This window comes from Burkholderia sp. MSMB1588 (assembly GCF_001546925.1).
Lineage (GTDB): Bacteria > Pseudomonadota > Gammaproteobacteria > Burkholderiales > Burkholderiaceae > Burkholderia > Burkholderia humptydooensis.
The window spans coordinates 3285839-3305827 of sequence record NZ_LNJS01000001.1; the positions used below are offsets into that span (position 1 = coordinate 3285839).

At 69.5% G+C, this 19989-nt stretch carries 19 protein-coding genes and 1 pseudogene; 11 read left to right on the forward strand and 9 right to left on the reverse strand.

Features of this window, described 5'->3' with window-relative positions; genetic code table 11:
- Positions 1–64: 64 nt before the first annotated feature.
- Together WS92_RS26710 and WS92_RS26715 are read right to left on the reverse strand one after the other, a co-directional pair.
- Positions 65–793, reverse strand: a complete 729-nt coding sequence (locus tag WS92_RS26710; protein ID WP_009913704.1) for a DsbC family protein — start codon at positions 791–793, stop codon at positions 65–67.
- 100 nt (positions 794–893) lie between these two features.
- Positions 894–2075 carry a UbiH/UbiF family hydroxylase gene (locus WS92_RS26715; protein ID WP_059932538.1) on the reverse strand — a complete coding sequence of 394 codons (1182 nt, stop codon included), beginning with the start codon at positions 2073–2075 and terminating at the stop codon, positions 894–896.
- A 52-nt stretch (positions 2076–2127) separates the two neighbouring features.
- Here WS92_RS26715 and WS92_RS35985 point away from each other — a divergent pair, with 52 nt between their 5' ends.
- The 5 genes from WS92_RS35985 to WS92_RS26740 all read left to right on the forward strand — a co-directional run bounded on the left by WS92_RS35985 (position 2128) and on the right by WS92_RS26740 (position 5988).
- The gene (locus WS92_RS35985) at positions 2128–2496 is read left to right on the forward strand and encodes a hypothetical protein (RefSeq protein WP_171845217.1); all 369 of its coding nucleotides are present in this window, start codon (positions 2128–2130) and stop codon (positions 2494–2496) included.
- A 233-nt stretch (positions 2497–2729) separates the two neighbouring features.
- A complete protein-coding gene (locus tag WS92_RS26725; protein WP_004186799.1) occupies positions 2730–3095 on the forward strand; it encodes a hypothetical protein in 366 nt (121 codons plus the stop codon).
- Between the two features lie 224 nt (positions 3096–3319).
- Positions 3320–4414, forward strand: coding sequence for a redox-regulated ATPase YchF (gene ychF / locus WS92_RS26730; protein ID WP_059932516.1), 1095 nt, complete (start codon positions 3320–3322; stop codon positions 4412–4414).
- Positions 4415–4637: 223 nt separating this feature from the next.
- The gene (locus WS92_RS26735) at positions 4638–5141 is read left to right on the forward strand and encodes a NuoB/complex I 20 kDa subunit family protein (RefSeq protein WP_059932514.1); all 504 of its coding nucleotides are present in this window, start codon (positions 4638–4640) and stop codon (positions 5139–5141) included.
- Between the two features lie 13 nt (positions 5142–5154).
- Complete coding sequence (locus WS92_RS26740) at positions 5155–5988, forward strand: helix-turn-helix domain-containing protein (RefSeq protein ID WP_059932512.1); 834 nt, start codon at positions 5155–5157, stop codon at positions 5986–5988.
- Between the two features lie 86 nt (positions 5989–6074).
- On the opposite strand, the gene gabP is transcribed toward WS92_RS26740, so the two are convergent.
- Positions 6075–7478, reverse strand: coding sequence for a GABA permease (gene gabP / locus WS92_RS26745; protein ID WP_009913713.1), 1404 nt, complete (start codon positions 7476–7478; stop codon positions 6075–6077).
- Between gabP and WS92_RS37310 the strand changes: the two are divergent.
- Positions 7431–7754, forward strand: a pseudogene (locus WS92_RS37310) (hypothetical protein); the annotation flags it as partial. The gene gabP and the pseudogene WS92_RS37310 overlap by 48 nt on opposite strands.
- An 82-nt stretch (positions 7755–7836) precedes the next feature.
- On the opposite strand, the gene WS92_RS26750 reads toward WS92_RS37310, so the two are convergent.
- Together WS92_RS26750 and WS92_RS26755 are read right to left on the reverse strand one after the other, a co-directional pair.
- Positions 7837–9114 carry an MFS transporter gene (locus tag WS92_RS26750; protein WP_059932510.1) on the reverse strand — a complete coding sequence of 426 codons (1278 nt, stop codon included), beginning with the start codon at positions 9112–9114 and terminating at the stop codon, positions 7837–7839.
- A 124-nt stretch (positions 9115–9238) separates the two neighbouring features.
- Complete coding sequence (locus WS92_RS26755; RefSeq protein ID WP_059932508.1) at positions 9239–10222, reverse strand: glycerophosphodiester phosphodiesterase family protein; 984 nt, start codon at positions 10220–10222, stop codon at positions 9239–9241.
- Positions 10223–10356: 134 nt separating this feature from the next.
- Between WS92_RS26755 and WS92_RS26760 the strand changes: the two genes are divergently transcribed.
- Together WS92_RS26760 and ettA are read left to right on the forward strand one after the other, a co-directional pair.
- On the forward strand, positions 10357–10659 hold the full coding sequence (locus WS92_RS26760) for a DUF3761 domain-containing protein (RefSeq protein WP_059932506.1): 303 nt from the start codon (positions 10357–10359) through the stop codon (positions 10657–10659).
- A gap of 334 nt (positions 10660–10993) precedes the next feature.
- Positions 10994–12661, forward strand: coding sequence for an energy-dependent translational throttle protein EttA (gene ettA / locus WS92_RS26770; protein WP_006029428.1), 1668 nt, complete (start codon positions 10994–10996; stop codon positions 12659–12661).
- A 76-nt stretch (positions 12662–12737) separates the two neighbouring features.
- Here ettA and WS92_RS26775 read toward each other — a convergent pair whose 3' ends face one another.
- The 4 genes from WS92_RS26775 to WS92_RS26790 form a co-directional block, all read right to left on the reverse strand.
- A complete protein-coding gene (locus WS92_RS26775) occupies positions 12738–13361 on the reverse strand; it encodes an HAD family hydrolase (protein WP_059932504.1) in 624 nt (207 codons plus the stop codon).
- Positions 13358–13909 (reverse strand): isochorismatase family protein, encoded by a 552-nt coding sequence (locus WS92_RS26780; RefSeq protein WP_059932502.1) that lies wholly within the window; start codon positions 13907–13909, stop codon positions 13358–13360. The genes WS92_RS26775 and WS92_RS26780 overlap by 4 nt, the downstream gene beginning before the upstream one ends.
- A 107-nt stretch (positions 13910–14016) precedes the next feature.
- Positions 14017–15831, reverse strand: coding sequence for an aminopeptidase P family protein (locus tag WS92_RS26785; RefSeq protein ID WP_015600288.1), 1815 nt, complete (start codon positions 15829–15831; stop codon positions 14017–14019).
- Between the two features lie 18 nt (positions 15832–15849).
- The gene (locus tag WS92_RS26790; protein ID WP_059932500.1) at positions 15850–16104 is read right to left on the reverse strand and encodes a hypothetical protein; all 255 of its coding nucleotides are present in this window, start codon (positions 16102–16104) and stop codon (positions 15850–15852) included.
- A gap of 582 nt (positions 16105–16686) precedes the next feature.
- Between WS92_RS26790 and hemA the strand changes: the two genes are divergently transcribed.
- From hemA to prmC, 3 genes are all read left to right on the forward strand, one after another.
- Positions 16687–17976 (forward strand): glutamyl-tRNA reductase, encoded by a 1290-nt coding sequence (gene hemA / locus WS92_RS26800; RefSeq protein ID WP_015602238.1) that lies wholly within the window; start codon positions 16687–16689, stop codon positions 17974–17976.
- Positions 17977–18044: 68 nt separating this feature from the next.
- Complete coding sequence (prfA, locus tag WS92_RS26805) at positions 18045–19127, forward strand: peptide chain release factor 1 (RefSeq protein ID WP_006029421.1); 1083 nt, start codon at positions 18045–18047, stop codon at positions 19125–19127.
- On the forward strand, positions 19124–19969 hold the full coding sequence (prmC, locus tag WS92_RS26810) for a peptide chain release factor N(5)-glutamine methyltransferase (protein ID WP_006029420.1): 846 nt from the start codon (positions 19124–19126) through the stop codon (positions 19967–19969). The genes prfA and prmC overlap by 4 nt, the downstream gene beginning before the upstream one ends.
- Positions 19970–19989 lie beyond the last annotated feature (20 nt).

Genomic DNA, 19989 nt, shown 5'->3' on the forward strand with positions numbered 1-19989 from the left:
AACGGATACGAAAAGAGGCGCCGGCTACACGCCGGCGCCTCTTTCGCGATGCAGGGAAGCCGCGTCACTTGACGCTGGCGAGCGCCTGATTCAGTTCGTCGGCGGACACGGCGCCCGGCAGGCGCGTACCGTCGGCGAGGAACACGGTCGGCGTGCCCGTCACGTTCATGCCGCGGCCGAGCGCGAGATTCTTGTCGAGCGCGGTCGTGTCGCAGTTCGCCGCGGCCGCGGGCGCGCGATGCTCGAGCATCCATGCCTGCCAGCTCTTCACGCGGTCGCTCGCGCACCAGATCGACTTCGACTTCGCCGTCGAATCGGACGACAGCACCGGATACAGGAACGTGTAGACGGTCACGTTGTCGACCGATTGCAGCGTCGTCTCGAGCTTCTTGCAGTACGGGCAGTTCGGATCGGAGAACACCGCGATCCTGCGCGCGCCGTTGCCCTTCACGACCTTGATCGCGTTCGAAAGCGGCAGGCTCGCGAAATCGATCTTGTTGATCTCGGCGAGACGCTCGGCCGTCAGGTTCTTGTGCGTCTTCGTGTTGACGAGCTCGCCGAGCAGCACGTAATTGCCCGACGCGTCGCTATAGACGATCTGCGAGCCGAGATTGACCTCGTACAAACCCTCGATCGGCGACTTCGTCACGCTCTTGATCGGGGCGTCGGCGCCGAGGCGCGATTGCAGCGCGGCCTTCAGCTTGTCGGTGGACTGGTCGGCCTGCGCGGTGCAGCCGAGCGTCGCCGTCGCGGCGGCGAGCGCCAGCGTGGCGATACGAATCGTTTTTTTCATGCAAATCATCCTTCAAAGCGTGCGTGCATCGTCACAGTGTACGACTGACTGTGGCCGGGCAGTGTCCGACCGCCGCGCCGCACGAAGGTTCGCGGCGCCATCAGCCGAGCGCCGACGCAACCAGCCAGCGCTTGACGAGCGGCTGCGCGCCGACGAGCGCCATCCCCGCGTTGCGCACGACGCGCGCGAGCGCGCCCGGCAGCGAGAAGAGCCGCTGCAGGCCGTCGGTCGCGATCATCAGCGCGCGGATGTCCTCGCGCCGCGCGCGCTCGTAGCGGCGCAGCAGCACGGTGTCGCCGAGATCGCGGAACGCTTCGCGGTTCGCGAGGGTATCGGCGAGCGCGGCGACGTCGCGCAGCCCGAGGTTCATCCCCTGGCCCGCGAGCGGGTGAATCAGATGCGCGGCGTCGCCGACGAGCGCGACGCGCGGCGCGATCAGCCGGTCGACCGTCTGCAGCGCGAGCGGGAAGCCCTGCGCGGGCGTCACGCACTCGAGCGCGCCGAGGCGGTTCATCGTCACGCGCTCGACCTCGGCCGCGAGTTGCGCCGGATCGAGCGCGAGCAGTTCGTCGGCGTGCGCGGTGTGCGCGGACCAGACGAGCGACACGTGGCCGTCCGGCAGCGGCAGCAGCGCGATGATCTCGCCGTCGCGGAACCATTGATACGCGGTCTCGCGATGCGGCTGCGCCGCCTTGAAGTTCGCGACGACACCCGTCTGCCGGTAATCGCGCCGCTCGACCTTCGAGCCGATCTGCGAGCGCACCCACGAATGCGCGCCGTCCGCGCCGACGACGAGATCGCATTCGATCACGTCGCCGTTCGCGAGCGCGAGCGTCGCGGCGTCCGGCTTCACGTCGAGGCCCTGCGCGCTCGCGTCGAACCACGTGAGGTTCGGCTGGAAGCGCAGCGCGGCGTCGAGCGCGCATTCGATCAGCGACGATTCGCCGATCCACGCGAGCTGCGACACCGCCGCCTGGAACGCGGAGAAGTGCAGCTCGGCGTGCGCGTCGCCATAGACGCGCATGTCGTAGACGGGCGCGAGCCGGCCGTGGTCGAGCGCCTGCCACACGCGCAGCCGCTCGAGCAGCGCCTGCGAGCTCGCGGACAGCGCGTAGATGCGGGAGTCGAATGCAAGATCGGCAGGACGCGGGACGGCCGGCTGCGCGAGCAGCGCGGTCTTGTGGCCGGCCTGAGTCAGCGCGAGCGCGGCCGTCTTGCCGACGAGGCCGCCGCCGACGACGGCGACGTCGAAGGTCTGGTGATAGGCAGTCATGGCGGGAATTATAGCCGGGAGGGGCATGCCGCTTCGCTCGGGGAATTTGCGGTAAATCAGGGTGCGCGACGCGGCGACGCATGCGCCGGGCCGGTTTCGCGGCGGCCGTCCGATGCGGGTTTTCACGCAAGGACGAATGCCGCGCGGCGCGCCGGTCGCGCCGCCCGTCCGCGGCGATGTAACCGGTGCGCGAGCGCCGCGGCACGCGTTCGGCACCGCGCATTACGCACCACACGTTTCCTTACAAACGCACACCGCTTGTCATGCGCACGGCCGCTACAGTGAGCCGACGCAACCACAGGAGATGTCGATGAAACGGATCGCGGCTTTCGCCGCCCTCGCGATCGTGCTGGGCAGCGTGCTCACAGGATGCATCGTGGTGCCGGAAGGCGACTACTATCATCATCGCGACTACTACTACCGGTATTGATCCGGTATTGATGCGATGCGCCGATCGGCGCCGGCCGCGAATCGGCGGCTCGTCGCTCGCGGCTCGCGTCGCCGGTCCCGCCCCGCGCGATCGGCGGCGCCCGGCCCCAAGTGCGTTCCATCCCACTGAACGCTTGGCTGATTCCGCTCATCGCGTGCTATCGTTTCAATGACGACACGCCCCTTCCGCGAGCGTCGAAGAAACAGGTCTCAACCACCTTCGTGAGCACGGCCATGAGCGACCTGCGCCACCATCTCAATCAACAGGACCGAGTGGAGCTGCTCTGCTGGCTCGTCGTCGGAAATCTCGGCGCCTTTTACCTGAACGAGAGCTGGCCCGGTGCGGCCTTTCAGGTCCAGTCCGCGCACAAATGGCTCGATCGGCATGCGCGCGAGGCCGATTGGCTGACGCTCGCGAAGCTGTCGCTCATCGCGCTCGACATCGCGAAAAAGCACGCGGACTTCGTCAACGCGCCGTGGGCGCGCGATGCGGTAGAGGAAATCATCGACACCGACGATCTGAACTACGAAGCCCGCCTCGCGCAACTCGTGCTCGACGACTGCCGCGCGGCGCTCGCCGATCGGCGGATCGCCGACTAGCTCGGCCGACGGCGGGCAGTCCCGCGTCCGTCCGAATCGCGCCCCCGAACGCGCTACAATTCATGCTTTCGTGGACGAAGCTCGTGCAAAATCGTCGGGCGACGCCCGATCCGGGCCTTTGTCCCGCCCCCGGATTTCGTCCAGCGACGGCCGCGCGCGGCTTCACCGGCGCACTCGACACGGCTCGCGGACCAGCCGTAACCCATTGAATCCCGAAGGAACCCATGAGCCTCAAATGCGGCATCGTCGGCTTGCCCAACGTCGGCAAGTCCACCCTGTTCAACGCGCTGACGAAGGCCGGCATCGCAGCCGAGAATTATCCGTTCTGCACGATCGAGCCGAACGTCGGCGTCGTCGAAGTGCCCGACGCGCGTCTGAAGGCGCTCTCCGAAATCATCAAGCCCGAGCGCGTCGTGCCGGCCGTCGTCGAGTTCGTCGACATCGCGGGCCTCGTCGCCGGCGCGAGCAAGGGCGAAGGCCTCGGCAACCAGTTCCTCGCGAACATCCGCGAAACCGACGCGATCACCCACGTCGTGCGCTGCTTCGAGGACGAGAACGTCATCCACGTCGCCGGCAAGGTGAGCCCGCTCGACGACATCGAAGTCATCAACACCGAACTCGCGCTCGCCGACCTCGGCACCGTCGAGAAGGCGCTCGCCCGCTATTCGAAGGCGGCGAAATCGGGCAACGACAAGGAAGCGGCGAAGCTCGTCGCGGTGCTCGAGAAGGCGCGCGCGCGCCTCGATCAGGGCAAGGCCGTGCGCAGCCTCGATCTGTCCGACGACGAACAGGCGCTCCTCAAGCCGTTCTGCCTGATCACCGCGAAGCCGGCAATGTACGTCGCGAACGTGAAGGAAGACGGCTTCGAGAACAATCCGCACCTCGACGCGGTGCGCAAGTACGCGGAAAGCGAGAAGTCGCCGGTGGTCGCGGTGTGCGCGGCGATCGAGGCGGAAATCGCCGACCTCGACGATGCCGACAAGGAAGCGTTCCTCGCCGACATGGGCATGGACGAACCGGGCCTCGACCGCGTGATCCGCGCGGGCTTCAAGCTGCTCGGGCTGCAGACGTACTTCACCGCGGGCGTGAAGGAAGTGCGCGCGTGGACGATCCACATCGGCGACACCGCGCCGCAAGCGGCGGGCGTGATCCACACGGATTTCGAGCGCGGCTTCATTCGCGCGCAGACGATCGCGTACGAAGACTTCATCTCGTACAAGGGCGAGCAAGGCGCGAAGGAAGCGGGCAAGATGCGCGCGGAAGGCAAGGAATACGTCGTGCACGACGGCGACGTGATGAACTTCCTGTTCAACGTCTGAGCCGCAGCGCCCGGCGGCGCGGGCAGCGGATGCAATCGCCCGCCGCCCGCGCCCGCCGGGCCGTTCCTCCCGAGCCGTTCGTCCTCTTCGCCGCATTTCAACCGCCGCCCGGGCATATCATGCCCGCTGGCCCGCCGCCGCCGCGCGTCGCATTCGTACAAGCCACCCGACGCAAGCGCGTATAGAGTCTGCGTTCGACACCGGCTCTTCGACTCCACTCGGCATGGCGAACCATCCCTTCACTCTCGAAAAAGACGGCTTCATCGTCACGACGCTCGACGCCGCGATGGCCGTCGCGCAGAAGAACAGTCTCTGGTACATGACGTTCGGCCTCGCATGCTGCGCGGTCGAGATGATGCACGCGGCGGGCGCGCGCTACGACATGGACCGCTTCGGGATGATCCCGCGCGCGTCGCCGCGCCAGTGCGACCTGATGATCGTCGCCGGCACACTGACCAACAAGATGGCGCCCGCGATGCGCCGCGTCTACGACCAGATGGCCGAGCCGCGCTACGTCGTGTCGATGGGCTCGTGCGCGAACGGCGGCGGCTATTACCACTACAGCTATTCGGTCGTGCGCGGCTGCGACCGCATCGTGCCCGTCGACATCTACGTGCCCGGCTGTCCGCCGACCGCCGAGGCGCTCGTCTACGGCCTGATGCAACTGCAGCGCAAAGTCGCCGAGCGCAGCACGCACAGCCGGCCTAAACTGTTCGCGCGATCCTGACCGACGACGATCCATGCCCGCCTATCGACGACTCCACGCACCTCACCCACGCCTGCGCGACATCGTGAACTGCTATTTCGTGGAAGTCGCGCGCGCGGGCCCGATGCTGTATCCGGCCACGCCGAGCGCGTCGATCACGGTGTTCGCGAGCGGCGCGAGCGTGCATCCGGGCGGCGTCGCGCATACGGAGACGCTGATGTGCCGCCCGCAGCGCAGCGCGGTCTGGGCAACGCTGCTGCCGGGAACGACTTACGTGAGCGTCGTGTTCCGGCCGGGGCAGATCCGGCGCGTGATGCCGCGCGGCGCGACCGCCGCATACGACGACGGATCGCCGCTCGAAGCCGTGTTTGCCCGCGCGGCGGTGCGCGCGCTCGTCGACAGTGTGCGCCGCGCGCCGACGCTCGACCGTGCGGTCGCGGCGCTGGAAGACTGGCTGACGATGCAGGCGCATGTTGCCGAAGAACGCGGCGGCGGCGGCATCCGGCTGCCGCCGGCATGCGTGGACGCGCCGCGCGACGCGCTCGCCGCGCAGCTCGGCCGCGGCCCGCGCCAGCTCGAGCGCCTGTTCGTCGACACGTTCGGCGCGTCGCAACGCGACATGCGCTCGCTGCTGCGCTACGCGCGCACGCTGTCGCGCCTGATCGCCGCCGATTTCTCGCTGCCCGCGCTGAGCGGCATGGCGATCGACTGCGGCTATTACGACCACGCGCAAATGACGCGCCACTTCCGGCGCTACGCGGGCATGGCGCCCGTACAGCTCGCCGCCGCGGTACGCGACGCGCCACAAGCGTCGATGGCGATGTATCGCTACGAGCACGCGGACAAGCGGATTCTGCTCGACGCGTGACGCGCATTCGGCGGACCGCAGCCGGTATCGCCGCACACCGCTCGATGCCGTCCTTCGGGCCGAAGCGCCCGCGTGCCGGCGTTGCGTCACCGCAGATTCGCGGACACCTGCGAGGCGGCGGGCGTCGGCTCGTCGCCGCCGCGCGCGCGCCGGTTCATCCGCGACGCGGCGACGACGGCGAGCGCGAGCACCGCGGTCGCGCCGACCTCCATCCGGTGATCCTCGCGCAGCAGCATCACGACGAGCACGCCGCAGATGAACAGGATCACCGCCCACGTGAGCCACGGGAAGCACCACATCCGCAGCGGCAGGCGCTCGCCCGTCGCATCGAGCGTCGAGCGCATCCGCAGTTGCGAGATCGCGATCACGAGATAGACGAGCAGCGCGATCGCGCCCGATGTCGCGAGCAGGAAGCCGAATACCTGTTCGGGCATCACATAATTCGCGATCACCGTGATGAAGCCGAACGCGGTCGACGCGAGCACGGCCGCGCGCGGCGTGCCGCTTGCGTCGGTACGGCGCAAGCGCGCGGGCGCGTCGCCGCGCGTCGACAGCGAGAAGATCATCCGCGACGCCGTATAGAGCGCCGAATTCAGGCAGCTCGCGACCGACACCAGCACGATCACGTCGATGATCGCCTTCGCGTGCGGCACGCCGATCAGCTCCATCGCGCGCTGATACGAGCCGTGCGTGGGCAGGAGCGCGTCGTTCCACGGCACGATCGCCGCGACGACGAAGATCGAGCCGAGATAGAACAGCGAGATCCGCCAGATCACCGAGTTCGTCGCGCGGACGATCTGGCGCTCCGGGTGCTCGGATTCGGCCGCGGCGATCGTGACGATCTCGGTGCCGAGGAACGAGAACATCGTCGTCAGCATCGCGGCGAGCACCGCGCCGACACCGTTCGGCATGAAGCCGCCCGCATTCACGAGGCGCGCCGCGCCCGACACGTTCGAGCCCGGCAGCAGGCCGGCGATCGCCGCGCCGCCGATCGCGAGGAACACGACGATCGCGACCACCTTGATGAGCGCGAACCAGAATTCGAATTCGCCGTAATTCTTGACCGAGAAAAGATTCGTGACAGTGAGCACCGACGTGATGCCGAGCGCGAAGATCCACGTCGCGACGCCGGGAAACCACGCATTGAGGATCGTCGCGGCGGCCGTCGCCTCGATCGGGATCACGAGCACCCAGAACCACCAGTAGAGCCAGCCGATCGTGAAGCCCGCCCAATGGCCGATCGCGCGATCGGCATAGGTCGAGAACGAACCGCTGTCCGGCTGCGCCACCGCCATCTCGCCGAGCATCCGCATCACGAGCACGACGAGCAGCCCCGCGATCGCGTACGCGATCAGCGCGGCCGGCCCGGCCTCCGCGATCGCATGCCCCGAACCGACGAACAACCCGGCGCCGATCACGCCCGCGATCGACAGCATCGTGACGTGACGCTGCTTCAGGCCGGTTCCGAGGCCTGTCTGACTTTCTTTCATGTCTCCCTCCAAAAAAACGGTTCCGGTGTGACCGGGCATCGCGTGAAGGCGGCGCGGGGGCTTTGTTGTTATCGAACCGTGCACGGCGCGACGGGCGGCGCGCGTCAGCCGGACGTCATGCCTGCGGCCATCCGGACAAGCGCGCCACGCGAGATCTGCGAGACTGCGTTCGCCATGCGCCGCGCATGGCGGCGCGCCTGTCGTCGGCATCGTGACCGGCCGCCTTCGAAGCGAAGCAGTGTAAGCATCAAACGGTTCGCGACTAAGAACCAATTCGCGATTTTCAATGGAACCACTTGCCGGATCGGCGAACGTGCGGCGCGGCGCGCGGCCTGTTCGGCGCGGTCGCGCGGCCCGCCTATTCGCCCGGCGCGCGAACGAGCGCCGGCGTGCGCCCCGTGACCGCGACGATCGCGAACGCGATCGCATTCGCCGCGGCGCTCGCGAGAATCGGCACCAGGTAGCCGCCGCCCGCGTCGTAGACGAAACCCGCGGCGGCGGGACCGATCAGCGTGCCGAACGCGACGCTCGTGTAGAGCACGCCGATGATCCCGCTCACGTTGCGCCCGCCGAAGCTGTCCATCACGACGGCGGGCAGCACCGCGACCCAGCCGCCGTAGAACACGCCGAACACGAGCGCGAACGCGGCGAGCGCCGCGAAATCCCGCGCGCCCGCCCACCCGACGAGCGCGATCGCCATGCCGGCGAACATCGCGAGCAGCGACGCGCGGCGGCCGAGCCGGTCGGCCAGGCCGCCGAGGAAGAACCGGCCCGCCGTGCTGCCGACGCCGATCGCGCCGAGCAACAGCACGGCCGCCGCGGGCTTCACGCCGTGATCGACCGCGTACGGAACGAGATGCACGAACGGCACGAACACGCCGAACGAGCAGACGAGGCACGCCGCATAAAGGCTCGCGAACGCGCGCGACCGGATCGCTTCTCCGACCGTCGCACCGGCCGGCATCGACGCCCGCACCGTGCGCGCAGCCGTCACCCCGGCCGCCGGCGCGGCCGCATCGGAAACGGGATCGCCGTCGGGCCGCAGTCCGCGCCCGCGCGGATCGCTCTCGATCAGCAGCGCCATTCCCGCGCCGAATGCGGCCGCGAGCGCCGCGAGCGCGAAATACGCGCCGCGCCAACCGACGTGCGCGATCAGCGCGGACGCGAGCGGCGGCATCGCGAGCGTGCCGACGCCGATTCCCGCCACCGCGAGCCCCGAAGCGAAGCCGCGCCGGCGCACGAACCAGCGCTGCACGGCGCCGACGGCGGGCACGTACGCGCAGCCGACGCCGAAGCCGACGCCGAGCCCATACGCGACGTAGACCTGAAGCAGCGTGCGCGCGGCGCCTGCGGCGGCGAGCCCCGCCGCGGTCAGCAGCATGCCGGCGACCGCGAGCCGCCGCGAGCCGAAGCGATCCGCGAGCGGACCGCTCACGACGCCGAAGCCGAAATACAGAAAACCGGCGAGCGAGAATACGAGCGCGATCGCGCCGCGCGAAGCGGCGAATTCGCGCTGCAAAGGCTCGACGAACGCGCTGAACGTGTATGCGCTGCCGAAGCCGACGAACGTCACGGCGAAGGCGGCGGCGACCACATACCAGCCGTAGAAGACGCGCGAAGCGCGCGGGCGGTTCATCACGATGGGTCCTCTCAGGTCCGTTCCGGCACTGCGTCGAGCCCTGCGGCTCGTCTCCCGGATATAGTTGAACTACGCGTGTGAAATGATGACGAACCGCGCGATCGCTCGGCAACCAGCCCGCCTATCGCGCCGCCGCGTCGCACCGCAACGGCCGCGCGCGCAGCGCCGCCTCGACTTCCGCCATCTTGCGCGGAGAATCCGCGAGCACCGCGTCGAGCCCGAGGCACGCGGCCGCGCGGTAATCGTCGGCGTCGTTCACCGCGATCGCGAGGATTCGCACGTTCGCACGCCGCCTGAAGCACGCGACGGTCGCGGGCGTCCACAGCGTCGCCGTCACGCTCGATACGCCTTCGCCTAGCGTGAAGCGCTCGCTCACCGTCAAGTTCCGATGCATTTCGAAGCCGGCCCATACGGGCGCATAGGACGCATTAGGCGCATCGGGCGCGCGTTCGCACGCGCCGCCGAGCAGCACGTTCACGAGCCGCCCGCGCGTCGCATCGCGCGATTCGAAGAGCCGCGCGTGCGGATACGGCGCGAACGCGGCCTGATAAGCGGCGTCGGTCGAATAGATCGTCATGCGCGGCCATGCGGCCTCGCTCGTCAGCACGTCCGCGACGGCCTTCGCCTGCGGCGCGGCGGGCACCGCCTTCATGTCGAGCACGATCGGCATCGCGGGCGGAATCGCGCGCAGCGCGTCGCGCAGCGTCGGGATGCCGGCGGCGCGCGTGCGATACGGATACTGCCCGCTCGCGTCGCGGAAATGCCAGCCGGCGTTCATCCGCGCGAGCTGCGCGGCCGTGTAGCCGGCAACCGGGCCGCTCGACTGCGTGAGCGCCGACAGATCGGCGGGCCGGTACAGCACCGGGACGCCGTCGCGGCTCAGTTGAACGGTCAGCCAGATCGCGTCCGCGCGATTGGCGATCGCCGCGCGAATCGCGTCGAGCGTGTTCTCCGGCGCGTCGGCCGCGCCGCCGCGATGCGCGACGATGCGCGGCAGCGTCGCCGGCGCTTCGCCAACCGGGCCGCCGCCCGCACAGGCGGCCAGCCCGAGCGCGACGCCCGCGAGTGCCGCCCGCCGTCCGATGATGTCGATCAGTCGATTCATCTGTTTCGTTCCTCCGTCGAAATACACTCCATCTCCTGGTTTGACGATGCGCGGCGGATTTTCTTCAGCGCTTCGCCGCAGTTAAGATGCCGTCGGGCCGCCTGGCCCATCGACCACGACAAACGAGAGAGACCATGCACATTTCGCTGCATCGAGCGGCGCGGCGCATTGCCGTCGCGCTCGCGATCGCGGCGCTGCCGCTCGCCCCCGCATTCGCCTACTCGCCGGGCGCGCCCGCCGGCGGCGGCGAAGCCGACCTCGACCGCCACGATACGTACCACAACCGCGACGGAGAGACCGTGCACGCGCCGGCGCATTCGAAATCGGGCCGCGTCCCCGAAGGCGCGACGGCCCGCTGCCGCGACGGCGCGTACAGCTTCAGCCGGCATCGGCGCGGCACGTGCTCGGGGCACGGCGGCGTCGCCGCGTGGCGCTAGCCGGCGGCGGCGACCCGGCCGACGCCGCCGCGAAGCGGAGCAAGCTCCGCCGGATCGGCATCGCTCCCGCCGGTGCGCGTTCGATGCAACGCCGAATCCGACGACGGCCGACATCGTATCGATATCGACGCGGCCGCGGCGCGTCGTCCCGACGCCGGCGCAGCCAGCCCGCGGCGCGCCGAGTACAATGTCAGTTTGCGCCGCGCAACCGCGGCACCGCCGCCGGCGTCGGGACGATGCGCCGCGGCCGCTTCCACGAACCGAATCCGCACGTCGCCGCCGCCAGCCCAGCCGGCGCGCGGCCGCGTGAATTTCCACTCTTTCAATCACGCAGATGGCCCAATACGTTTTCACGATGAACCGGGTCGGCAAGATCGTGCCGCCCAAGCGCCAGATCCTGAAGGACATCTCGCTGTCGTTCTTCCCCGGCGCGAAGATCGGCGTGCTCGGTCTGAACGGCTCGGGCAAGTCGACGCTGATCAAGATCATGGCGGGCGTCGACAAGGACATCGAAGGCGAAGCCACGCCGATGCCGAACCTGAACATCGGCTACCTGCCGCAGGAGCCGCAGCTCGATCCGCAGAAGACGGTGCGCGAAGCCGTCGAGGAAGGGCTCGGCGACCTGTTCCAGGCGCACAGGAAGCTCGACGAAATCTACGCGGCATACGCGGAGCCGGACGCCGATTTCGACGCGCTCGCCGCCGAGCAGGCGAAATACGAGGCGATCCTCGCCGCGAGCGACGGCGGCAGCCCCGAGCAGCAGCTCGAAGTGGCCGCCGACGCGCTGCGCCTGCCGCCGTGGGACGCGAAGATCGAGCACCTGTCGGGCGGCGAGAAGCGCCGTGTCGCGCTGTGCAAGCTGCTGCTCGAAAAGCCCGACATGCTGCTGCTCGACGAGCCGACCAACCACCTCGACGCCGAATCGGTCGAATGGCTCGAGCAGTTCCTGACGCGCTTCCCGGGCACCGTCGTCGCGGTCACGCACGATCGCTACTTCCTCGACAACGCGGCCGAATGGATTCTCGAGCTCGACCGCGGCCACGGCATTCCGTGGAAGGGCAACTACAGCAGTTGGCTCGACCAGAAGGAAGATCGCCTGAAGCAGGAAGAAGCGGCGGAATCGGCGCGCCAGAAGGCGATCAAGAAGGAACTGGAGTGGGTGCGCCAGAACCCGAAGGGCCGCCAGGCGAAGTCGAAGGCGCGTATCGCGCGCTTCGAGGAGCTGAGCAGCCAGGAATATCAGAAGCGCAACGAGACGCAGGAAATCTTCATCCCGGTCGGCGACCGTCTCGGCAATGAAGTGGTCGAGTTCAAGAACGTCAGCAAGGCGTACGGCGATCGCCTCTTGATCGACAACCTGAGCTTCAAGATTCCGGCGGGTGCAATCGTCGGCATCATCGGGCCGAACGGCGCGGGCAAGTCGACGCTGTTCCGGATGCTCACGGGCAAGGAGCAGCCGGATTCGGGCGAGATCGTGCAGGGCCCGACGGTGAAGCTCGCGTACGTCGACCAGAGCCGCGACGCGCTCGACGGCAGCAAGACCGTGTTCGAGGAAATCTCCGGCGGCGCGGACGTGCTGACGGTCGGCAAGTACGAAACGCCGTCGCGCGCGTACATCGGCCGCTTCAACTTCAAGGGCGGCGATCAGCAGAAGAACGTCGGCAACCTGTCGGGCGGCGAGCGCGGCCGGCTGCATCTCGCGAAGACGCTGATCGCGGGCGGCAACATGCTGCTGCTCGACGAGCCGTCGAACGATCTCGACGTCGAGACGCTGCGCGCGCTCGAAGACGCGCTGCTCGAATTCGCGGGCTCGGTGATGGTGATCTCGCACGACCGCTGGTTCCTCGACCGGATCGCGACGCACATCCTCGCGTTCGAAGGCGATTCGCAGGTCGTGTTCTTCGACGGCAACTACCAGGAGTACGAAGCCGACAAGCGCGCGCGCCTCGGCGAGGAAGCGGCGAAGCCGAAGCGTCTGCGCTACAAGCCGATCAGCCGCTAACGGCCGGCGCGCGGCGCGCGCGCCAAGTCCGCCGCGCAGCCGTCCCGCGCCGACGCGCCGACGCTTCGCCGCGTCGTCAGCCGGGCACGCCCAGCTCGCGCAGCCGCGCCTGAGTCGCTTCGGCGCTCGTGTGGTGAATCCCGTGCCAGCCGAGCGCGGTCGCGGCCGCGGCGTTCGTCGCGTTGTCGTCGATGAAGACGAGCTCGTGCGGCGCGACGCCCGGCACGTGCGGCACGATCCGCGCGTGCATCTCGCGGTAGATCGCCGGATCGGGCTTCACGAGCTTCACGCGGCCGGACACGACGATGTCCTTGAAGCGCCGCAGCACCGGAAAGTTCTCCCACGCATACGGAAACGTCTGCGCGGACCAGTTCGTGAGCCCGAAGAGCGGCACGCCGTGCGCGTCGAGCCTGTCGACGAGCGCAGCGCCGCCCGCGAGCTCGCCGCCGATCATCTCGTGCCAGCGCGCGTAGAACGCACGGATCAGCGCTTCGTGCTCGGGGAACTGCGCGACGCGCTCGTCGGTTCCCGCCTCGATCGTCTGGCCGCCGTCCTGCCTGACCACCCAGTCCGTCCCGCACACGTGCGTGAGGAACCAGCGCCGCTCGGCTTCATCGGGAATCAGTTGCCTGTACAGATACTCGGGACTCCAGTCGATCAGCACGCCGCCGAAATCGAACACGACTGCCTTGATGGTCATGCGAACTCCGTGGCGAGCACGTCGTCGAGCGGCCGCGGCGCGACGCCGTTGCCCGAAAACGAACAGTTGTTCCAGATGAAATTGTGATGCGCGACGACTTGTGCCGCGCTCAGGTGCGCGCGGTCGTTCGTCGTATGCAGGTCGGAGACGACCGTCGTCCGGTAGCCGAGGAGCGCCGCGCGGCGCGCCGCCGAATCGACGCAGAACTCCGACGCGTAGCCGCAGATCACGACCGCGTCGACGCCGTGCGCGCCGAGCTGCGCGGCAAGCGGCGTGTCGTGGAAAGCGTCGCTCTCGCGCTTGCGGATTCGCCAGTCGGCACCCGCGCACACGAGATCCGCCTGCAGTTGCCAGCCGGGCGTGCCGGGCACGACGTCGTCGTCCGCGCCGCCGTCGTGCTGCACGAAGCACACGGGCGCGCCCGCCGCGCGCGCCGCCGCCGTCAGCCGGTTGATGCCCGCGACGACCTCGTCCAGCCGATACGCGGGCTTCGCCCGCTGCAACAGCCCGCGCTGCATGTCCACCACGATCACCGCCGCCTTCGCCATGCGTCGCCCTCCGTTTTTATCGCTCGATCATTCGTCCCGCCTGCCGCGCCGCTGTCGCGCCGTCGCCGGCGGACCGGCGTCGGGCGGCGTCGGCGGCCGCGCGCCCGTCAGATCGGCTGCGTGCGCGCGTCGAGCCACGCCTTCGCGTCGCCCGACACGTGCTTGCCGACCCGCTCGCGCACCGTCGCATGATACGCGTTCAGCCACGCGCGCTCGCCGTCGTCGAGGAGCGCGGGCAGCACGCAGCGCGTGTCGATCGGGCAGAGCGTCAGCGTCTCGAATTCGAGGAAGTCGCCGAACTCGGTCCGGCCCGCCGCGCGGTTCACGACGAGATTCTCGATCCGCACGCCCCACTTGCCTGGCCGGTACACGCCCGGCTCGATCGACGTGATCATCCCCTCTTCCATCGCCGTGTACGGCTCGGCGGACGCATAGTGCGAGATCACCTGCGGCCCCTCGTGGACGTTCAGGAAATAGCCGACGCCGTGCCCCGTGCCGTGCCCGTAGTCGAGCCCGGCCGCCCACATCGGCGCGCGCGCGATCGCATCGAGCATCGGCGAGCGGATGCCGCGCGGAAAGCGCGCGCGCGACAGCGCCATCATCGCCTTCAGCACGATCGTGAAATCACGCCGATGCGCGTCGCCGATCGCGCCGACCGGCACGACGCGCGTGATGTCGGTCGTCCCGCTCAGATACTGGCCGCCCGAATCGACGAGCAGCAGGCCGTCGCCTTCGATCGTCGCGTGCGCGGCGCGCGTCGCGCGATAGTGCGGCATCGCGCCGTTCGCGTTGAAGCCCGCGATCGTCGCGAAGCTCGGCGACACGTAGCCCGGCCGGCGCGCGCGCGCGGCCGTGAGCTGCTCGTCGATCGTCAGCTCGGTGATCGTCTCGCGGCCGAGCGCGCGCTCGAACCATGCGAAGAATTCGGCGAGCGCCGCGCCGTCGTGCTCCATCGTCGCGCGCACGTGCTCGATCTCGGCGGGCGTCTTGCGCGACTTCGCGAACGTCGACGGATTCACCGCCTCGATCACGCGCACCTGCTGCGGCACCGCCTGCAGCAGCCCGTACGTCACGCGGCGCGGATCGATCAGCAGCCCCGCGCCCTCGGGCAGCGCGGCGAGCGCCGCGGCCGCGGCGTCATACGGCTTCACGTCGACGCCGTCCCGCGCGAGCGACGTCGCAAGCTCGGCCGACACCTTGCCGTCGGCGACGAACAGCGTCGCGCGCTCGAGGCCGACGAGCGCATGCGCGACGAACACCGGGTTGTAGTTGACGTCGGCGCCGCGCAGGTTGAAGAGCCACGCGAGATCGTCGAGCGTCGACACGAAGTGCCACTGCGCGCCCTGCTCCTGCATCGCGCGGCGCACCTGCGCGAGCTTGCCCGCGCGTGCCGTGTCGGCCTGCGGCGCCGCGTGCTCGAACACCGCGTCGTCGGGCAGCGACGGGCGCTGCGGCCAGATCGCGTCGAGCAGGTCGAGATCGGTGCGCAGCACGATGCCGCGCGGCGTGAGCGCCGACGTCAGCGCGCGCGCCGCCGCGACGCCGAGCACCGCGCCGTCCACGCCGACCGTCGTGCCCTCGGGCACGTGCTCGGCGAGCCATTCGACGTGCGGCTGCGTCTGCTGGCCGCCCGCCATCTTCATCAGTGCGACACCCGTGCCCGCGAGCTGCGCCTCGGCCTGCACCCAGTAGCGGCTGTCGACCCAGAGGCCCGCGAAATCGGCGGTCACGACGAGCGTGCCGACCGAGCCGGTGAAGCCCGACAGCCATTGACGCGCCTGCCAGCGCTCGGGCAAATATTCGGACAAATGGGGATCGGCGGACGGCACCACGTAGGCGGTCAGATCCTCGCGCGCCATCGCGCCGCGCAACAGGGCAAGACGCGCCGGCACGGGCGACGGATCGGGAAGTCGGGCATTCATGATTTCACCTGCAAACGTTCAGCGGCGGGCCGACAGGCCCACCGTCACGGCAACGGCGAAAAGCGCGGCGGCAGTGCAGACCGGCCATTCGAGCGTCTCGCCATCGTAAAAGAGTCCTGCGACATTGCCTGCCATCTTTGCGGCCGCGGCGCCGAGCACGCCCGCCGCGACCGCGAGCCACAGCGACGCGCGGCTCAGCCGCCGCAGCGGATTGAGCGCCCAGCCGAGCAGGCCGACGGCAAAGCCCAGCACGACGATTCCAAACCAGTTCATTCCACGCCTCTTTCGCTGTCGGACTCGCCCCGTCGGCGCGAACGGCGTGCGACGTCCTCCATATCATCGACGCCGCGCGACGCGGCTGGCCGCGCGGGCGCGTCGGCTCGCAGGACGGGTTCCGGCCACGCAAACCGCCGATCGACGCATGATGCACCGACGGCGCAACGTCCGGTGCGATCCGGTACGGCCGCGGCACCGCTCGTTGCGGCCGCATCGACGCGCCGGCGCGCCGAGCCGCCCGTTCGACGCCGCGCCCGCGTATCGCCCGCGTATCGCCCGCATATCGCGAGCCATCGCGCGGGCCATCATTTTCGCACCGTTTGGGGGTCGATTTTCAAAAAGGCGCGGCATGGCGTCGCGCCTGGCGGACGGCCCGCCGCGACGGCGAGCGGCTTCGCCCCCGCGCGGCGCCCTTGCCGAGCGCGGCCGACGCGGCCCGCCGGGCCCGCGTGCGGGTGCGGAGGCGGCGCGCGGCCGCACGGATCGCGTGGACGGGCCGCGAACGGGCCGCGATATGCGCCGACCATCGATTTGTCGTCGAAACGCTATAATATGGGACTAAACGATAGCCTCTTGGACATGCAGCTCCTCACGATCGGAATCAACCACCACACTGCGCCTGTCGCCTTGCGCGAACGCGTGGCGTTTCCGCTCGAACAGATCAAGCCCGCACTCTCGACGTTCAAGAGCGTCCTGCTCGGCCATCCGGCGCCGAACGCGCCCGAGGCGGCGATCCTCTCGACCTGCAACCGCACCGAGCTGTACTGCGCGACCAACGATCGCGCGGCGCGCGACGCGGCGATCCGCTGGATGTCCGACTATCACCGGATTCCCGCCGACGAGCTCGCGCCGCACGTGTACGCGCTGCCGCAATCCGAGGCGGTGCGACACGCGTTTCGCGTCGCGTCCGGGCTCGATTCGATGGTGCTCGGCGAAACGCAGATCCTCGGCCAGATGAAGAACGCGGTGCGCACCGCGTCCGAGGCAGGCTCGCTCGGCACCTACCTGAACCAGTTGTTCCAGCGCACGTTCGCGGTCGCGAAGGAAGTGCGCGGCACGACCGAGATCGGCGCGCAGTCGGTGTCGATGGCGGCCGCGGCCGTGCGGCTCGCGCAGCGGATCTTCGAGCAGGTCGCGCAGCAGCGCGTGCTGTTCATCGGCGCGGGCGAGATGATCGAGCTCTGTGCGACGCACTTCGCCGCGCAAGGCCCGCGCGAGCTCGTCGTCGCGAACCGCACCGCCGAGCGCGGCGCGAAGCTCGCCGAGCGCTTCGGCGGCCGCGCGATGCCGCTCGCCGATCTGCCCGCGCGGATGCACGAGTTCGACATCATCGTGTCGTGCACGGCGTCGACGCTGCCGATCATCGGCCTCGGCGCCGTCGAGCGCGCGGTGAAGGCGCGCCGCCACCGGCCGATCTTCATGGTCGACCTCGCGGTGCCGCGCGACATCGAGCCCGAAGTCGGCAAGCTGAAGGACGTGTTCCTCTATACCGTCGACGATCTCGGCGCGATCGTGCGCGAAGGCAACGCGTCGCGGCAGGCCGCGGTCGCGCAGGCCGAGGCGATCATCGAGACGCGCGTGCAGAACTTCATGCAGTGGCTCGACGCGCGCAGCATCGTGCCCGTGATCCGCCACATGCACACGCAAGCCGACGCGCTGCGCCGCGCGGAAGTCGAGCGCGCGCACAAGATGCTCGCGCGCGGCGACGATCCGGCCGCCGTGCTCGACGCGCTGTCGCAGGCGCTCACCAACAAGCTGATTCACGGCCCGACGAGCGCGCTCAACCGCGCGAACGGCGCCGACCGCGATTCGCTGATCGAGCTGATGCGCGGCTTCTACCAGCACGCGCCGCGCTCGTCGGACCGTTAGCGGCGCCCGGCCTGCCCGTCCCCTCCTTCCCCTTTTCGAATTCCTCCCTGGGAGCATCGCTCCGCACCATGAAGACGAGCATGCAAAGCAAGCTCGACCAGCTCACAACCCGGCTGGCCGAACTGAACGACCTGTTGAGCCGCGAGAACGTCACCGCGGACCTCGACCAGTATCGCAAGCTGACGCGCGAGCACGCGGAGATCGGCCCTGTCGTCGAGCATTACGCGCAGTGGCGCCAGGCGCGCGCCGACGAGCTCGCCGCGCAGGAACTGCTCGCCGACGCCTCGATGCGCGACTTCGCCGAGGACGAGCTGCGCGGCGCGCGCGACCGGATGAGCCGCCTCGCGGCCGAGCTGCAGACGATGCTGCTGCCGAAGGACCCGAACGACGAGCGCAACATCTTCGTCGAAATCCGCGCGGGCACGGGCGGCGACGAATCGGCCCTCTTCGCGGGCGACCTGCTGCGGATGTACCTGCGCTACGCGGAGCGGCAGCGCTGGCAGGTCGAGATGATGTCGGAGAGCCCGTCGGACCTCGGCGGCTACAAGGAAGTGATCGTGCGGATCGCGGGCTATGGCGCGTACTCGCGCCTGAAGTTCGAATCGGGCGGCCACCGCGTGCAGCGCGTGCCCGCGACCGAAACGCAGGGCCGCATCCACACGTCCGCGTGCACGGTCGCGGTGATGCCCGAGGCCGACGAGATCGGCGAAGTCGAGATCAATCCGGCCGATCTGCGGATCGACACGTTCCGCGCGTCGGGCGCGGGCGGCCAGCACATCAACAAGACCGATTCGGCGGTGCGCGTCACGCACATTCCGACGGGGATCGTCGTCGAGTGCCAGGACGACCGCTCGCAGCACAAGAACAAGGATCGCGCGCTGAAGGTGCTCGCCGCGCGGATCAAGGACAAGCAGTATCACGAGCAGCACGCGAAGGAAGCGGCCACGCGCAAGAGCCTGATCGGCTCGGGCGACCGCTCCGAGCGGATTCGCACGTACAACTTCCCGCAGGGCCGGATGACCGATCATCGGATCAACCTGACGCTGTACAAGCTCGAGCAGATCATGGACGGCGACCTCGACGAGTTGATCGCCGCGCTCGTCAGCGAGCATCAGGCCGAGCTGCTCGCGTCGCTCGGCGACGCCGAATGACGACGCCCGCCACCGCCGCCGAGCTGCTGCGCGCGTCGCCGCTCGATGCGCTCGACGCGCGGGTCCTGCTCGCGCACGCGCTCGGCTGGACCCGCACGCAGCTCATCACGCGCGCCGACGAGCCGCTCGACGCGGCGGCGATCGAGCGCTATCTGGCGCTCGAAGCGCGCCGCGCGGCGGGCGAGCCCATCGCGCAGCTCACCGGCGCGCGCGAGTTCTTCGGCCTCGAATTCGACGTCACGCCGGACGTGCTGATCCCGCGCCCGGAAACGGAGCTGCTCGTCGAGACGGCGCTCGACGCGATCGACGGCATCGCGTCGCCGTGCGTGCTCGATCTCGGCACGGGCAGCGGCGCGATCGCGGTGTCGATCGCGTCCGGGCGGCCCGACGCGCGCGTGTGGGCGCTCGACCGGTCAGCCACCGCGCTCGACGTCGCGCGCCGCAACGCGCGCAAGCTGCTCGATCCGGCGCGCCCGGGCGGCCCGCTGCGGTTTCTCGAAAGCGACTGGTACGCGGCGCTCGATCCCGGCCTGCGCTTTCACGTCGTCGTCAGCAACCCGCCGTACATCGCGCGGCACGATCCGCACCTCGCCGAGGGCGACCTGCGCTTCGAGCCGCGCGGCGCGCTCACCGACGAGCGCGACGGGCTCGCCGCGATCCGCGCGATCGTTGCAGGCGCGCATGCGTTCGTCGCGCCGGGCGGCGCGCTGTGGATCGAACACGGTTACGATCAGGCCGCCGCGGTGCGCGCGCTCCTCGGCGCGGCGGGCTTCGCCGACGTCGAATCGCTCGCGGATCTCGCGTCGATCGAGCGCGCGACGGGCGGCCGCCTGCCCGGCTGACGCGGCGCCCGGCGCCCGCC

Bases quoted from the DNA above. Each gene is read 5' to 3' on its own strand.
- WS92_RS26735 (WP_059932514.1), top strand. From the start codon at position 4,638: ATGGCGAACCATCCCTTCACTCTCGAAAAAGACGGCTTCATCGTCACG.
- prmC (WP_006029420.1), top strand. From the start codon at position 19,124: ATGACGACGCCCGCCACCGCCGCCGAGCTGCTGCGCGCGTCGCCGCTC.
- WS92_RS26760 (WP_059932506.1), top strand. From the start codon at position 10,357: ATGCACATTTCGCTGCATCGAGCGGCGCGGCGCATTGCCGTCGCGCTC.
- hemA (WP_015602238.1), top strand. From the start codon at position 16,687: ATGCAGCTCCTCACGATCGGAATCAACCACCACACTGCGCCTGTCGCC.
- WS92_RS26750 (WP_059932510.1), bottom strand. From the start codon at position 9,114: ATGAACCGCCCGCGCGCTTCGCGCGTCTTCTACGGCTGGTATGTGGTC.
- WS92_RS26785 (WP_015600288.1), bottom strand. From the start codon at position 15,831: ATGAATGCCCGACTTCCCGATCCGTCGCCCGTGCCGGCGCGTCTTGCC.
- WS92_RS26780 (WP_059932502.1), bottom strand. From the start codon at position 13,909: ATGGCGAAGGCGGCGGTGATCGTGGTGGACATGCAGCGCGGGCTGTTG.
- WS92_RS26725 (WP_004186799.1), top strand. From the start codon at position 2,730: ATGAGCGACCTGCGCCACCATCTCAATCAACAGGACCGAGTGGAGCTG.
- WS92_RS26710 (WP_009913704.1), bottom strand. From the start codon at position 793: ATGAAAAAAACGATTCGTATCGCCACGCTGGCGCTCGCCGCCGCGACG.
- prfA (WP_006029421.1), top strand. From the start codon at position 18,045: ATGAAGACGAGCATGCAAAGCAAGCTCGACCAGCTCACAACCCGGCTG.
- gabP (WP_009913713.1), bottom strand. From the start codon at position 7,478: ATGAAAGAAAGTCAGACAGGCCTCGGAACCGGCCTGAAGCAGCGTCAC.
- ettA (WP_006029428.1), top strand. From the start codon at position 10,994: ATGGCCCAATACGTTTTCACGATGAACCGGGTCGGCAAGATCGTGCCG.
- WS92_RS26790 (WP_059932500.1), bottom strand. From the start codon at position 16,104: ATGAACTGGTTTGGAATCGTCGTGCTGGGCTTTGCCGTCGGCCTGCTC.
- ychF (WP_059932516.1), top strand. From the start codon at position 3,320: ATGAGCCTCAAATGCGGCATCGTCGGCTTGCCCAACGTCGGCAAGTCC.
- WS92_RS26755 (WP_059932508.1), bottom strand. From the start codon at position 10,222: ATGAATCGACTGATCGACATCATCGGACGGCGGGCGGCACTCGCGGGC.
- WS92_RS26775 (WP_059932504.1), bottom strand. From the start codon at position 13,361: ATGACCATCAAGGCAGTCGTGTTCGATTTCGGCGGCGTGCTGATCGAC.
- WS92_RS26740 (WP_059932512.1), top strand. From the start codon at position 5,155: ATGCCCGCCTATCGACGACTCCACGCACCTCACCCACGCCTGCGCGAC.